Source organism: Streptomyces sp. NPDC045955, from assembly GCF_056430805.1.
The window spans coordinates 1-13,346 of record NZ_JBWKKY010000012.1; the positions used below are offsets into that span (position 1 = coordinate 1).

Annotated in this window: 9 protein-coding genes; 6 read left to right on the plus strand and 3 right to left on the minus strand. The window is 72.8% G+C overall.

Annotation, left to right across the window (positions count from 1 at the left end; translation table 11 throughout):
* Nucleotides 1–174 precede the first annotated feature (174 nt).
* The 5 genes from AC07F0_RS24460 (at nucleotide 175) to moeZ (ending at nucleotide 6,244) form a co-directional block, all read left to right on the plus strand.
* Nucleotides 175–1,947, plus strand: coding sequence for a DUF3492 domain-containing protein (locus tag AC07F0_RS24460; protein ID WP_478981879.1), 1,773 nt, complete (start codon nucleotides 175–177; stop codon nucleotides 1,945–1,947).
* Nucleotides 1,944–3,185, plus strand: coding sequence for a hypothetical protein (locus tag AC07F0_RS24465; protein ID WP_478981881.1), 1,242 nt, complete (start codon nucleotides 1,944–1,946; stop codon nucleotides 3,183–3,185). The genes AC07F0_RS24460 and AC07F0_RS24465 overlap by 4 nt, the downstream gene beginning before the upstream one ends.
* A 120-nt stretch (nucleotides 3,186–3,305) precedes the next feature.
* Nucleotides 3,306–4,265 carry an NAD-dependent epimerase/dehydratase family protein gene (locus tag AC07F0_RS24470; RefSeq protein WP_478981883.1) on the plus strand — a complete coding sequence of 320 codons (960 nt, stop codon included), beginning with the start codon at nucleotides 3,306–3,308 and terminating at the stop codon, nucleotides 4,263–4,265.
* Nucleotides 4,253–5,002 carry a spherulation-specific family 4 protein gene (locus AC07F0_RS24475; RefSeq protein WP_478981885.1) on the plus strand — a complete coding sequence of 250 codons (750 nt, stop codon included), beginning with the start codon at nucleotides 4,253–4,255 and terminating at the stop codon, nucleotides 5,000–5,002. Before AC07F0_RS24470 ends, AC07F0_RS24475 begins: the two co-directional genes overlap by 13 nt.
* Before the next feature lie 63 nt (nucleotides 5,003–5,065).
* Nucleotides 5,066–6,244, plus strand: coding sequence for an adenylyltransferase/sulfurtransferase MoeZ (gene moeZ / locus AC07F0_RS24480; protein WP_020269791.1), 1,179 nt, complete (start codon nucleotides 5,066–5,068; stop codon nucleotides 6,242–6,244).
* Between the two features lie 92 nt (nucleotides 6,245–6,336).
* Here the strand turns inward: moeZ and AC07F0_RS24485 are convergent, their stop codons facing one another.
* From AC07F0_RS24485 to AC07F0_RS24495, 3 genes are all read right to left on the minus strand, one after another.
* A complete protein-coding gene (locus tag AC07F0_RS24485; protein WP_478981887.1) occupies nucleotides 6,337–7,806 on the minus strand; it encodes an alpha/beta hydrolase in 1,470 nt (489 codons plus the stop codon).
* Nucleotides 7,807–7,940: 134 nt separating this feature from the next.
* Entirely contained in the window at nucleotides 7,941–9,488 is a 1,548-nt protein-coding gene (locus tag AC07F0_RS24490; RefSeq protein ID WP_478981889.1) for an alpha/beta fold hydrolase, read from the minus strand.
* Nucleotides 9,489–9,595: 107 nt separating this feature from the next.
* Nucleotides 9,596–12,478, minus strand: a complete 2,883-nt coding sequence (locus AC07F0_RS24495; protein WP_478981890.1) for a lysylphosphatidylglycerol synthase domain-containing protein — start codon at nucleotides 12,476–12,478, stop codon at nucleotides 9,596–9,598.
* 186 nt (nucleotides 12,479–12,664) lie between these two features.
* On the opposite strand from AC07F0_RS24495, the gene AC07F0_RS24500 reads away from it, so the two are divergent.
* Nucleotides 12,665–13,087, plus strand: a complete 423-nt coding sequence (locus tag AC07F0_RS24500; protein ID WP_478981892.1) for an MGMT family protein — start codon at nucleotides 12,665–12,667, stop codon at nucleotides 13,085–13,087.
* The last annotated feature ends 259 nt before the right edge of the window (nucleotides 13,088–13,346 follow it).

Genomic DNA, 13,346 nt, shown 5'->3' on the forward strand with positions numbered 1-13,346 from the left:
CCCCCCCCCCCCCCCCCCCCCCCCCCCCCCCCCCCCCCCCCCCCCCCCCCCCCCCCCCCCCCCCCCCCCCCCCCCCCCCCCCCCCCCCCCCCACCGCCTTGTCCGCATACGTTCGTCCCGCTGCGAGCCGCCGGGCAACGGCGGCTCCTGATACGGGAGATCGGGGGTGCACTCGTGCGCATCGGACTGCTTACGGAGGGTGGCTATCCGTACGTGAGCGGTGACGCCAGGCTCTGGTGCGACCGGCTGGTGCGCGGGCTCGGACAGCACGAGTTCGACGTCTACGCGCTCAGCCGCAGCCGGCACCAGGAGGACGAGGGCTGGCTCCCGCTTTCGCCGAACGTCCGCAGGGTGCGCACCGCGCCGATGTGGACGACCGAGGACGACGAGGTGGTCCTGGGCCGCCGCGCACGCCGGCGGTTCACCGAGTGCTTCGGCGAACTGGCGGCCGTGCTGAGCGGGGCGTGCGGGGGGGTGCCGGGCACCGCCCAGGGGGCTGCCGGGGGTGCGTCGGGCGTCGCCGAGGGCGCGTCGGCCACCGCCCAGGGGATTTCCACGGGGGTGCCGAGCCCGGAGGCGGACCGTTTCGCCAACGCTCTGTACGGGCTCGCCGACCTCGCCCGCGACGCGGGCGGCCTGGGGGGAGCCCTCCGTTCCGAGAGCGCCGTACGCACGCTGGAACGCGCCTGTCGTGCGCCCGGCACCCACCGCGCGGCGCGCGAGGCTCGCGTACCGGATCTGCTCGCCGTGGCCGCACACCTGGAACACGCCCTGCGACCCCTCTCCCTCGACTGGTACGAGGAGGAGGGACTTGGCGCGGTCGACCTCTGCCACGCCGCGTCCGGCGGCCCGGCCGCCCTGCCGGGCCTGCTCGCCCGCCACTTCACCGGCGTCCCCCTGCTGGTCACCGAGTACGGCGTGCGCCTGCGCGCGCATCACCTCAGCGCCCCGGACGCCCCGCCCGCCGTACGGTCCCTGCTGGCGGCCTTCCACGGCAGGCTCGCGGCCGAGGCCTACGCACGGGCCGAGATCGTCACCGCCGGCAACGCGCACGCCCGCCGCTGGCAGGAGCGCTGCGGCGCCGGCCGCGAGAAGCTGCGCACGGTCTACCCCGGCATGGACGCCCGGCCCTTCGCCGAGGTCGGCGAGTCCCCCGAGGGCGCCGACCCGGACACGCTCGTCTGGGTCGGACGCGTCGAGCCCGCCAAGGACCTGGTCTCCCTGCTGCACGCCTTCGCGGAGATCCGCAAGCGGCAGCCGAAGGCCCGCCTGCGCATCGTCGGAGCGCCGGCCGGTGCCGAGGACACGGACTACCTCGGCCACTGCCGGACCCTGGCCGCCCAGCTCTTCCCCGACGAAGCCGACGGCCCGCACGCCGCCGGCGACAACCCGGTGTCCTTCGAGGAGGTCGGCGGGCCCGACCTCCCGGCCCTCGCGGACGCCTACGCCTCGGGCGCCGTGACCGTGCTCTCCAGCGTCGTCGAGGGCTTCCCGATCAGCCTCGTCGAGGCCATGCTCTGCGGACGCGTGACGGTGTCGACGGACGTCGGCGCGGTCGTGGAGGTCATCGGCGGCACCGGGCTCGTCGTACCGCCGCGCAACCCGCGGGCGCTCGCTGAGGCGTGCGTGGCGCTGCTGCGTGATCCCGCTCGCCGTGCGCGCCTGGGTGCCGCCGCTCGCGCCCGTGCCCTCGAACTGTTCACGGTCGAGCAGAACGTCGAGGCATTTCACGGCATTTACCTGGAGATCGTCTCGCGCGCGCCGATCCGCCGTGTGGTCCTCGACGAAGCGGGGGCACCGCTGCCCTTCGCGGTACCCGCCGAGGCCCATGTCCCGATCCGCTGGGCCGCCCCGTCACCCAGCCTCGTCGTCCGAGGCCCCGGCCGGGCGGCGGACAGGCCCGTACGCGCCACCACACCCGCCCCCGCCCCGGAGGGGGCCCGATGAGCGGCCTGGGCGAACTGGACCGGCCGGAGAGCCCCACCGGCCCGGAGGCCCCTGGGGCGCCGTGCCCCGCCCGCTCGGAACAGGCGCCGAGCCCCGCGGCCACGTCCGCCCCCGCCCCGGGGACGGCCGCCGATCGCAAGCCCGCCGCCTCGCGCCGCGGTGCCGCCGATCCCGTGAAGGCGCTGATGCACCGTCACCGGGAGCTCTGCCAACGCGCGGTGGACCCCCTGGAGATCGCGGCGGGCCTGGAGGCGCACGGCATCACCGACCGGACCGCCGCCCGCTTCCGCCACCGGGACGTCTTCTCCCTCGCGGAGGAGATGTACGCGCGAGCCTCCCGGGACGGGGACGCACCCCCGCCCGCCACGCCCGCCGCTCCACGGGCACGCGCCGACTGGGCCCTGCTGACGCTCCTGCCGGGCACGCTGTGCGCCGCAGCCGTGGCCGCCGTGCACCTCACCCACGGCCGGTCGCGCCTGTTCGCTGCCGCGGCCGGCGCCCTCGCCGTGACCCTGGCCCTCCGCGCGGCCCTGCGCCGAGGCCCGCTGAGCAGACCCGACCGCACAGCCCCCGGAAGAGCCACGACCTGGACCATCTGGCTCGTCGTCTACGCCCTCCTGGGTGACGGCCTGCTCGACAGTGCCGTCGCCGGAGGCCCCGACACCCTGCCCACGGGCACGGCCGACGGCCCCTGGCCCCTCACCGCCGCACCCGTCCTGGCCCTCGCCCTGGCCTGCGCGCCCGCCGCCTGGACCGCCCACCTCTTCACCGCGCGTGCCCGCCGCAAACTCGCGTCCAGCCACGGCCTGGAGGACTTCGCCGCCGCCGTGCGACCGCTCCTGCTCGGCATCTCCGCCCTCTTCCTGGGCGCCCTGGCGGTCCTGCTCACCCTCTGCGCCGCGGTCCTCGACGAGCCCGCTCCTTACGCCGAGACCCTCACCCTGGGCGCCCTCCTCTTCCTGACCCGCCTCCTCACCACTCACGGTTTCGCCTACGCCCCGGCCGTGGTCCTCACCGCCACGGCCGCGCTCCAAGCGGCGGCCCTCGCCTCGGTCTTCACCTCCCGCCTCCCCGGTTGCGGCTTCCTGGCCACCCCCGTCGAAACCCTCGTCACCACCTGGGGCGCCGGCACCGTCCCCACGCTGGCCAGCGGCGTGGCTGCCCTGGCCCTCCTGGTCCACGCGACCCGCAAGCTGACCAGGGCCTCGGCCCACGCACCGCCGGAACCCTCCCGGTGACCCCCGCTGCCATCGGCCCCTGTCGGCACCGGCAGCACCCACACATCCCTCACTTCCCGCTTCAAGGAGAACCCGCATGACCACCCGCCCAGCAGCCCCGGCCGCCCCGGGAGCCGCGCGATGAGAGTCCTGCTGATCGGAGCCAACGGCCATATCGGCCGCTTCGTCGCCGACCGCCTGCTCGCCGACCCGGCGGTACAGCTGACCGCCCTCGGCCGGGGTGACGACGCCGATGTCCGCTTCGACCTCGCGTCCGGCAGTCCCGGTGCCCTCACCCGCTTCCTCGACGCGGTCCACCCGGGCGTCGTCGTCAACTGCGCCGGCGCCACCCGCGGCGGTGCCCGCGAGCTCACCCGCCACAACACCGTCGCCGTGGCCACCGTCTGCGAGGCCCTGCGCCGCAGTGGCTGCGGTGCCCGGCTGGTGCAGATCGGGTGCAGCGCCGAGTACGGCCCCAGCCAGCCCGGCTCCTCCACGGCGGAGGACGCCGTGCCCCGGCCCGGCGGACCGTACGGCGTCAGCAAACTCGCCGCCACCGAACTCGTCCTCGGCTCCGGCCTGGACGCCGTCGTCCTGCGCGTCTTCTCACCGGCCGGGCCCGGCACCCCCGCCGGTTCCCCGCTGGGCCGGCTCGCCGAGGCCATGCGCCGCGCCATGCAGTCCGGCGACGGCGAGCTGAAACTCGGCGGCCTCGGCGCACAACGCGACTTCGTCGACGTCCGGGACGTGGCCCGGGCCGTGCACGCCGCCTCGCTTTCCGCAGCCCAGGGCGTCATCAACATCGGCTCCGGCCGCGCCGTCCGCCTGCGCGACGCCGCCGCGGTCCTCGCCCGCGTGGCCGGATACGGCGGCGCCCTCCACGAACTCGACGGCCCTCCCGGCGCCCTGCGCCCGGCCATCGGCCACCCCCGCCCCGACCCGGACCACGCGCCCCCGGCCGCGTACCCGTACCCGGACGGCTGCGGAAGCTGGCAGCAGGCCGATGTGCGCACCGCCCGCGACCGGCTCGGCTGGCGACCCCGGATCGGCCTGGAGGAGTCCCTCGCCGACATCTGGATGGAGGCGGCATGCCGCATCTGACCAGCACCCGCCCACGCACCTCCGGCACGGAACTCCGCCCGGGCGTCGGCGTCCCCGGCTACGCGCACCCCCTCCTCGCCCCCACCGAGTGGGGCGAACTCACCCGCCCCGGCACCCCGCTGCACTGGGTGGTCCTCAACGTGGCCGACGGTCCCGGCACCCGCCCCGACCCGCACTGCCTGGAAGCGGCCGGCCGCCTGCACGACGCGGGCATCCGCGTCCTCGGCCACCTCGACACCCGGTACGGCACCCGGAACTTCGGGGAGCTGATCTCCGACGCCCACCGGTTCACCGACTGGTACCAGGCCGACGGCTTCCTCCTGGACCGCTGCCCGGCGGACCACGCCGGGCTGCCCGAGGTGCGCCGCACGGTCGCCGCGCTCCGCGTGATCCGTGACGAGGCCCACATCGTCCTCGGCCACGGCATCCACCCGCACCCGGGCTACGCGCAGCTCGCCGACCAGCTGGTCACCTTCTCCGGCCCGTGGAGCGACTACCGCTGGTCCCAGGTGGCCGAGTGGACCGCCGACCATCCGCCCGAGCGCTTCTGCCACTTCGTCCACGGAGTGCCCCGCCCGCACCTGGGGGAGGCACTGCGCATCGCCCGCCGGCAGGGCGCCGCGACGGTCTGGTTCACCGACCACACGGACGAGGGCGGCCGCACCGACCCCTGGGAGGCCATGCCCGGCTACTGGGACGAAGTCGTCTCGCTGGTCGGAACAGGTGTCTCGGAATGAAAAAGCGCATGGCACTGTTACGGGGAGAACAACCGTAGTGATTGACCGACCAACGGAGTCCCCGTGTCGCTGCCACCCCTGGTCGAGCCGGCTTCCGAGCTCACCGTAGACGAGGTCCGCAGGTACTCCCGCCACCTGATCATCCCCGACGTCGGGATGGACGGGCAGAAGCGGCTGAAGAACGCCAAGGTGCTGTGTGTGGGCGCCGGCGGCCTGGGCTCGCCGGCGCTGATGTACCTGGCCGCCGCGGGCGTCGGCACCCTCGGCATCGTGGAGTTCGACGAGGTCGACGAGTCGAACCTGCAGCGCCAGATCATCCACAGCCAGGCCGACATCGGCCGCCCGAAGGCGGAGTCCGCCCGTGACAGCGTCAAGGGCATCAACCCGTACGTGAACGTGATCCTTCACGAGGAGCGGCTCGAGGCCGACAACGTGATGGAGATCTTCAGCCAGTACGACCTGATCGTCGACGGCACGGACAACTTCGCGACCCGCTACCTGGTCAACGACGCCTGCGTGCTGCTGAACAAGCCGTACGTGTGGGGCTCGATCTACCGCTTCGACGGCCAGGCCTCCGTCTTCTGGTCCGAGCACGGCCCCTGCTACCGCTGCCTGTACCCGGAGCCCCCGCCCCCCGGCATGGTCCCTTCCTGCGCCGAGGGCGGCGTCCTGGGCGTGCTGTGCGCGTCCATCGGCTCCATCCAGGTCAACGAGGCCATCAAGCTGCTCGCCGGCATCGGTGAGCCGCTGGTCGGCCGGCTGATGATCTACGACGCCCTGGAGATGCAGTACCGCCAGGTCAAGGTCCGCAAGGACCCGGACTGCGCGGTCTGCGGCGAGAACCCGACCGTCACCGAGCTCATCGACTACGAGGCCTTCTGCGGCGTCGTGTCCGAGGAGGCCCAGGCGGCGGCCGCCGACTCCACGATCACTCCCAAGCAGCTCAAGGAGTGGATCGACGACGGCGAGAGCATCGACATCATCGACGTCCGCGAGCCGAACGAGTACGAGATCGTCTCCATCCCGGGCGCCCGGCTGATCCCGAAGAACGAGTTCCTCATGGGCACCGCCCTGGAGAGCCTCCCGCAGGACAAGAAGATCGTCCTGCACTGCAAGACGGGTGTCCGTAGTGCGGAAGTCCTTGCGGTCCTGAAGTCCGCGGGCTTCTCGGACGCGGTCCACGTCGGCGGCGGCGTGATCGGCTGGGTCAACCAGATCGAGCCGGACAAGCCGGTGTACTGACCGGACGCGCCGGCACACCGAGCCGTATCCGGCCTTCCTTCGCGAGCGGCGGGGGCTTCGCGCACCACGGGTGCCCGGGGCCCCCGCCGTCGTCATGAGCAGACCTTGCCGTCCTTCGGCACCGAGCCGTCCAGCAGATACGCGTCCACCGTCGAGTCGACGCAGTCGCTGCCGCTGCCGTACGCGCCATGTCCCTCGCCCCGCCAGGTGAGCATCACTCCGACGCCCTTGCCCAGTTCGTCGGCCATCCTCCGGGCACCCTCGTACGGGGTGGCCGGGTCGCCGGTGTTGCCGACCACCAGGACCGGCGCCGCGCCGGGGGCGCTCACCTCCGGGGTGTCGTGTTGCCCGGGCACCGGCCAGTCGTGGCACCACCCGGCCGTGTCCCAGCCGAGGAACGTCCCGAAGACCGGGGAGACCTTCTCGAACTGAGGCAGCAGCTTCCTGGTGGTCGCCGCGGTCGGCCGCTGCCTGTCGTCCAGGCACGATATGACCCGTTGCGCGTGAGTCGTCGTGCCGTAGTGTCCCGACGGGTCGCGCTCGTTGTAGCGGTCGGCGAGGGTCAGTAGCTCCGAGCCGTCCCCCCGCTCGGCCGCGGCGAGGGCGCTGGTCAGCGTCGGCCAGCTGTCCTTGCTGTAGAGCGGCAGGATGATGCCGGTGACCGCGAGCGTCTGCGTCAGCTTCCGCCCGGGCGTGGCCGTCGGCAGGGGCCGGGTGTCGATCCGTCGCAGCAGGTCCGCGATCTTCCGCGAGCCCTCCGCCGGGTCCTGGCCCGTGGACTTCAAGTAGCCGTTCAGTGCGCGCTGGAAGCCCCTGGCCTGGTTGCGGGCATGCCCCACCGCGTCGGCGCCGGGGTCCACGACCGCGTCCAGGGTCATCCGCCCCACGTTCTTCGGGAACAGGTGCGCATACGTGCCGCCCAGTTCGGTGCCGTAGGAGATGCCGAAGTAGCGCATCTTCTCGTCGCCCAGGACCTCCCGGATGCGGTCCATGTCGCGGGCCGAGTCGGCGGTCGACACGTGCGCCATCAGTTTCCCGGCGTCCTTCTGGCAGCCCTTGGCGAAGTCGGCGGCGTCCTGGAAGTACGCCTTCTCCTCCGCGGGTGTGTCCGGTGTGACGTCCACCGACTCGGCCGCCTGGATCTCCTTGTCGCCGCGGCAGCGCACGCCCTCGCTGGCCCCGACCCCGCGCGGGTCCCAGCTCACCAGGTCGTACCGCTCGCGCAGAGAGGACACGGTCGGGGCGTACGACGGCATCATGGACACGCCCGAGGCGCCGGGACCGCCGAAGTTGAACAGGAGCGAGCCCACGCGGTCGTCACCGCGGGCCTTGGCACGGATCAGCGCCAGCCCTATCGTCTCGCCGTCCGGCTTCGACCAGTCAAGCGGCACCTTCAGCGTCGCGCACTGCCAGTCACTGCTCGGCGCGGGAGCATCGGCGGTGGCCTTGCACCGGCCCCAGGAGAGTCCGCTCTTGTCGTCGTCCGACGAGCCGCCGCTGCAGCCCGCGGCGAACAGCGCCGAGGTGACCGCCACAGCGGTCCACCGTACGAAGCGCGTCATGATTCCATCCCCCTCGCAGGCCGTCCGCACCGTGCCGCGGATGGCGGTCAGGCCATGGTAGGCAGATCCCGCACCGGCCGTTGCGGCCTGTGGATAACCCTCTGACCTGCGTGTTTTCCGGGCCGGTCCTGAGATCAGGTGCAGACGGTCCCCGTCCGCGGCACCTTTCCGTCCAGCAGATAGCCGTCCACCGCGCCCCGCACGCACTTGTTCTTGCTGTCGTACGCGCCGTGCCCCTGCCCCCGGTACGTCAGCTCGACCCCGACCCCCTTGCCCAGCGCCTCCACCATCTTCCGCGCTCCCTCGTACGGGGTGGCGGGGTCGCCGGTGTTGCCGACGACCAGGATCGGCGCCGAGCCCGGCGCGCTCACGTCCGGATGGTCGGCGGCGCCCGGCACGGGCCAGTCGGTGCAGCTGATCATGCCCCAGGCCAGGAAGTCGCCGAACAGGTCCGAGGCCGCCCGGAACTCGGGCAGTTTGCGCTCCACGAAGGCGGTGTCGTAGCGGGGTTTGTCGTCCGCGCAGTTGATGGCGACGTTGGCGGCGGTGATGTTGCTGTACTCGCCGTTGTCCTCGCGCCCGTTCATCGAGTCGGACAGCAGCATCAGGACGCTGCCGTCGCCGTCGTACGCCTGTTGCAGGCCCTCGGTGAGGTACTCCCAGAAGTCCTTCGAGTACAGCGCCTGGAGGATGCCGCTGGTCGCCGCGCTCTGGGTCAGCTGGCGAGGGAAGACCCCCGGGATCGGTGTGCGGTCGAGGTCCTTCAGCAGCCTCGCGATGCGGTCCTTCACGTCCTGCGCGCTGTCGCCGAGGGGGCACGGCTCGGTCTTCGACACGCAGTCCTCGGCGAAGTTGTCCAGTGCGAGCTGGAAGCCCCTGGCCTGCCCGAGCGAGCCCTGTTCCGCGTCCTGCGTGGGATCGACGACGGCGTCGAACACGGCGCGGCCGACCCGCTCGGGGAACAGGTGGGCGTAGACGCCGCCGAGTTCGGTGCCGTAGGAGATGCCGAAGTAGTGCAGTTTCTCGTCGCCGAGGACCTGGCGCATCAGGTCCAGGTCGCGGGCCGCGTCGGTGGTGCGCACGTGCGGCAGGATCTTCTCGGAGTTGTGCTCGCAGGCGTCGTTGAATTCCTTGGTGTTGTCCAGGAGTTCGCTGCGTTCGGCGGGGTCGTCGGGCGTGGCGTCCTGCTGGAAGTACGCGTCGAGCTGCTGGTCGTTCTCACAGATCACGGGGGCGCTGCGGCCGACTCCGCGGGGGTCGAAGCTGACCAGGTCGTAGCGGGTGCGCAGGGTGCCGTAGTCCTCGGCGAAGGCCGGCAGCGAGGTGACGCCCGAGCCGCCGGGGCCGCCGAAGTTGAAGATGAGCGAACCGATGCGGGCGCTCTCGTCGCCGCTGCTCCTGGCCCGGATGAGTTCGAGGCCGATCGTGTCGCCCTTGGGGTCGTCCCAGTCGAGCGGGGCCTTCATGGTGGCGCACTGCCACTCGCCGCCGTCCGGCAGCGGTGACGGCGCGGCGCCGCCTCCCTGGGCATCGGACGGGGCCGGGCAGTCCTTCCAGCTCAGCTCCTGGCGCGTCAGGTCCTCGTCCTTGGCGGCGTCGTCACCGCAGCTCGCCAGCGCGGCGGACAGCAGCACGGCGGTGGCGGTCAGGGCGGCGGCGCGCAGCCGGAGGAGGGTTGGCATGGTTCCATCCTGCGGCGGCGGAGGGCCGCCCGCGCGGGACGCGTGCCGTACGAGGTATGCGGGGCGGATGGTGCCTCGGTGGTGCTGAAGGGCCTGGGCGGGCCGGGTCAGAGGGCCTGCTTGCGCGTGAGGTGGTTGAAGGCCAGCCAGCCCGGCAGCACGGGCAGCCACAGCGTCAGCAGGCGGAACAGCAGGACCGCCGGTGCCGCGACCTCCTTCGGCAGCCCGACGGCGATCAGACCGACGGTCAGGGTCGCCTCGACCGCGCCCACGCCGCCCGGGGTCGGCGCCGCGGACCCCAGGGCGTTGCCCGCGAGGAAGACGACGGCGACGCTGGCGAGGCTGATCGACGTGGACTCGTCGCCGAACGCGCGGATCGACGCGTCCAGGCACATCACGAAGCAGGCGGTCAGCAGCAGCATGCCGCCGATGCCGGTGACCAGCTTCTGCGGCCGCTGGAGCACGTCCAGCATGCGCGGCACGACCCCCGCGAACAGCGACCTCACGCGCGTGACGACGAATTTCCGCAGGAACGGCACCGAGGTCACCACGAGCACGAGCACCGCCACCGTCAGCAGACCGGCGATGACCGTCCGGGACGGTGACAGGGACGGCGTCTTCTCGGTTCCGGTCAGATAGCCGAAGGACAGCAGCATCAGGATGTGACAGCCGAGCCCGAACAGCTGCGACGCTCCGACGCTCGCCACCGCGAGCCCCGGCCGCACTCCCGCGCGCTGGAGGAAGCGGGTGTTGAGGGCGACACCGCCCACCGCCGCCGGGGCGACGATCTTCACGAACGACCCGGCGACCTGCGCCGCCACGGTCCGCAGGAACGGCACCCGCTCGGGCACGAACCCCAGCAGGGCCATCGCCGCCGCGATGTAGCTGCCCATCGAGAACAGCACGGCCGCGGCGACCCAGCCCCATTCGGCGTTCGCGATGAGCGGCCCGAACTCGATGTGCGTGAGCTGCGTCAGCAGGAAGTACGCGCCGATCGCGCCGGCCATGAAACTGATCAGCGTGCGCGGCCGCACCCGCTCCAGCCGGGCCGGCTCGACGGGTGCCTGCGGCCTGATCCGCAGCACCTGGTGCCGGATCTGCGTGAGCAGGTCCTCTTCGCGCGCCTCCTCCAGGGCATCGTCGATGGCCCGCTTCTCGGCCCGCTGTTCGGCCCGTACGGCTTTCTTGTCGGGTTTCTCCAGGACCGGCACGGCCTCGTCCGAGGCGTCCTCCAGGCGCGCCTGCTTGGACTGCCGGGACGCCTCCAGGACCGCGTCGCGCTCGCGCTGTGCCCGCTCCCGGGCCAGCCTGCGCAGCGTCGCGCGCGTGGAGCGGCTGAGCGCGATGGGCTGGAGCATCGGCAGACAGTCCGCCACCGCGTCGGGGCCGAGCACCTCCACCGCGGAGGCGACCGCCCGCTCGGCGCCCACCCGGAGGCCGAGGGTCACCAGCAGCTGGGACGTGTCCATCCGCAGCAGCAGGTCACCGGCCGCGATCTCGCCGACGCGCAGATCGGTGAGGATCACCGTGCCGGAACGATCCACCAGAATCGCGTCGCCGACCAGCCTGCGGTGTGCGATGCGCCGGGACTGGAGCGCCTTCACCTGGTGCCAGGTGTCGCTCAGCAGGTCGTCGGTGATCTCCTCGTCCGGCAGCGAGTCCAGGGTGCGGCCGCCGCTGTGCTCGTAGACGAGCATCACCGCGTCGGGACCCAACTCGGAGGTGGCGATCAGCTTGGGCGCGTTGGCACCGGCCGCGATCGCCGCGTACGCCAGCAGCGCCTCCTGCTCCAGGGCCTGGCGTAGCGACTGGAGGCTGCTGCGGGTGGCGAAGCCGCGCAGGGTCAGGTTGCGCCACGCACGGTAGAAGAAGCCCTGGGCCTGCTGCTCCCGGTCGACCACCGTCACGTCCAGCGGCGGGCCGTCCTCGAGTGTGACGAAGTAGCGGCGGCCCCGGTCGCCGGTGTCCGGGTTGTCCGAGGTGTCCTCGCGGGACGCGCTGACCGGGCGGAAGCCGACGGTCCGCAGGCCCGCCATCAGGGTCTGCCCGGTGGGCCGGACGTTGGGCGAGCCGACCGCGTAGAGCGTGCCGTAGGCCACGGTCCAGCCGATCAGCACCGTCAGGATGATCGAGAACGGTGTCGTGTACCCGGTGACGAGCATCGAGAAGGCGTCCAGGAGCAGCACGGCCCACAGCACCGTGCGCCATCTGGGTCGGCGTGACATGCCGACGGCCGTCATGTACGCGATGACCGGCGCCAGATAGCCGTGCACCGGGTCGGTCAGCGCGTGGATGTCACCGGGGGAGGGCTGGGTGAGCGCCTCCTGGATCGAGTCGGGGGCGGCGCGGGCCACCCAGAGGTCGGTGGCGAGGGTCACACCGTGGGCGAGGACGGCCGCGAGCACGCCGTCGGCGATTCTGAGCCCGTCGCGCTTGATCAGCCGCTCGATGGCGAAGGCGACCGGCACCAGGAGGATCGCGATGCTGGAGGCCAGTCCCGCGATCTTGATGAGCAGGTCGGGCGCCTGGCCCGTGCCCTTGTTGATGTCCTGTTCGAGGCCCGAGGTGGTGCCGTGCGCGAACGCGGCGATGCCGATCAGCAGCGCGACGGCGAGCACGCCCACCAGGAGCCGCATCAGGTCGGACGGGCGGTGCACGCGCGCGGGGAGCAGCGGTTCGTCGCCCTCCACCTCGTCGATGTGCACGGTCTCCTCGTCATCCGTGGACGCCGGGGTCCTCTTGCCGGACTTCTCGGCGGACGCGGGGGCCTTCCCGCCGGATACCGGGGCCTTCTTGCCGGACTTCGTGGCGGTCGCCGGCGCCTTGTCGCCGGACTGCTCCGCGGTCGTCGGCGCCTTGTCGCCGGACTGCTCCGCGGCCGTCCCGGCCTGCTCACCGGCCGGTTCCGGGCCGTCGTCCGGAGTACCCGGGCGCGACGAAGCGTCAGAGGTGCCCTCCGGGTCCTCGGGGTGCGCACCCTGCTGCTTCATCGTCTCTTCTTGGTCTCGTATCACCGGTCACCGCCCGCACGATGGTGGCATGCCGCACCGACACACGGGGGCATCAGGGTGCACATGCGGGGGCGGACAGTCTGCCCGACGCGCTCCCGCCGGGCGAGGAGAACGCTCCGGAGCACGCCCGTCCCGTTGTCGGTGGGGTGCGGCAGGATGGGGCGGATGAGCGAGGAGAGCCTTCCGCAGGACGCCGGCGCGCTGGGCGCCCGCACGGGGTACGGCGACACCCGTGAGGAGCCCGGGGAAGCGCTGCCCGCGTACGCCGAGCGGGTCCTGGACGTCGCCGAACTGATCCCACCGGGCCGTGTCATGACATACGGGGACGTCGCGGAGTGGCTGGAGGAGGGTGGTCCGCGGCAGGTCGGCCGCGTGATGGCCCTCTACGGCGGAGCCGTTCCATGGTGGCGCGTCGTGCGCGCGGACGGCGTCCTGCTGCCGGGGCACGAGCAGCGGGCGCTCGGCCACTACCGCGCGGAGGGCACACCCCTGAAGGAGGCGAGCCGGGCCGCCGAGGGCCATCTGCCGCGCCTCGACATGAGGCGGGCGCGCTGGGACGGCGGCGAACGCGCGGAGGGTCACACCTGACAGCTTCCGGCATCGGACGCCCTCCCGTGTGACCCGTGATCCGGACGGGGGAATCGGGGCACGTCGCAGAGATGACGTACGTTCGTGAGATGAGGGACATGAGTGCCGCAAGCGCATCGAGTGCCATGAGGGCCTCGGGTGACTGGCGGGAGAAAGGGGAAGCTCTGCTTCCGCCTCACTCGTCGGCGTAGCGTCGGTTGCACGCGTCCCCGTCACCCCGCGGTCACCGCCCGCCACGCGCGGTGGCCCGCCCACCAGC

What these genes read in the sequence shown, in the direction of transcription:
- AC07F0_RS24485 (WP_478981887.1), bottom strand. Translation starts at nt 7,806, where the DNA reads ATGACGCGCTTCGTACGGTGGACCGCTGTGGCGGTCACCTCGGCGCTG.
- AC07F0_RS24470 (WP_478981883.1), top strand. Translation starts at nt 3,306, where the DNA reads ATGAGAGTCCTGCTGATCGGAGCCAACGGCCATATCGGCCGCTTCGTC.
- AC07F0_RS24495 (WP_478981890.1), bottom strand. Translation starts at nt 12,478, where the DNA reads ATGAAGCAGCAGGGTGCGCACCCCGAGGACCCGGAGGGCACCTCTGAC.
- AC07F0_RS24490 (WP_478981889.1), bottom strand. Translation starts at nt 9,488, where the DNA reads ATGCCAACCCTCCTCCGGCTGCGCGCCGCCGCCCTGACCGCCACCGCC.
- AC07F0_RS24465 (WP_478981881.1), top strand. Translation starts at nt 1,944, where the DNA reads ATGAGCGGCCTGGGCGAACTGGACCGGCCGGAGAGCCCCACCGGCCCG.
- AC07F0_RS24500 (WP_478981892.1), top strand. Translation starts at nt 12,665, where the DNA reads ATGAGCGAGGAGAGCCTTCCGCAGGACGCCGGCGCGCTGGGCGCCCGC.
- AC07F0_RS24475 (WP_478981885.1), top strand. Translation starts at nt 4,253, where the DNA reads ATGCCGCATCTGACCAGCACCCGCCCACGCACCTCCGGCACGGAACTC.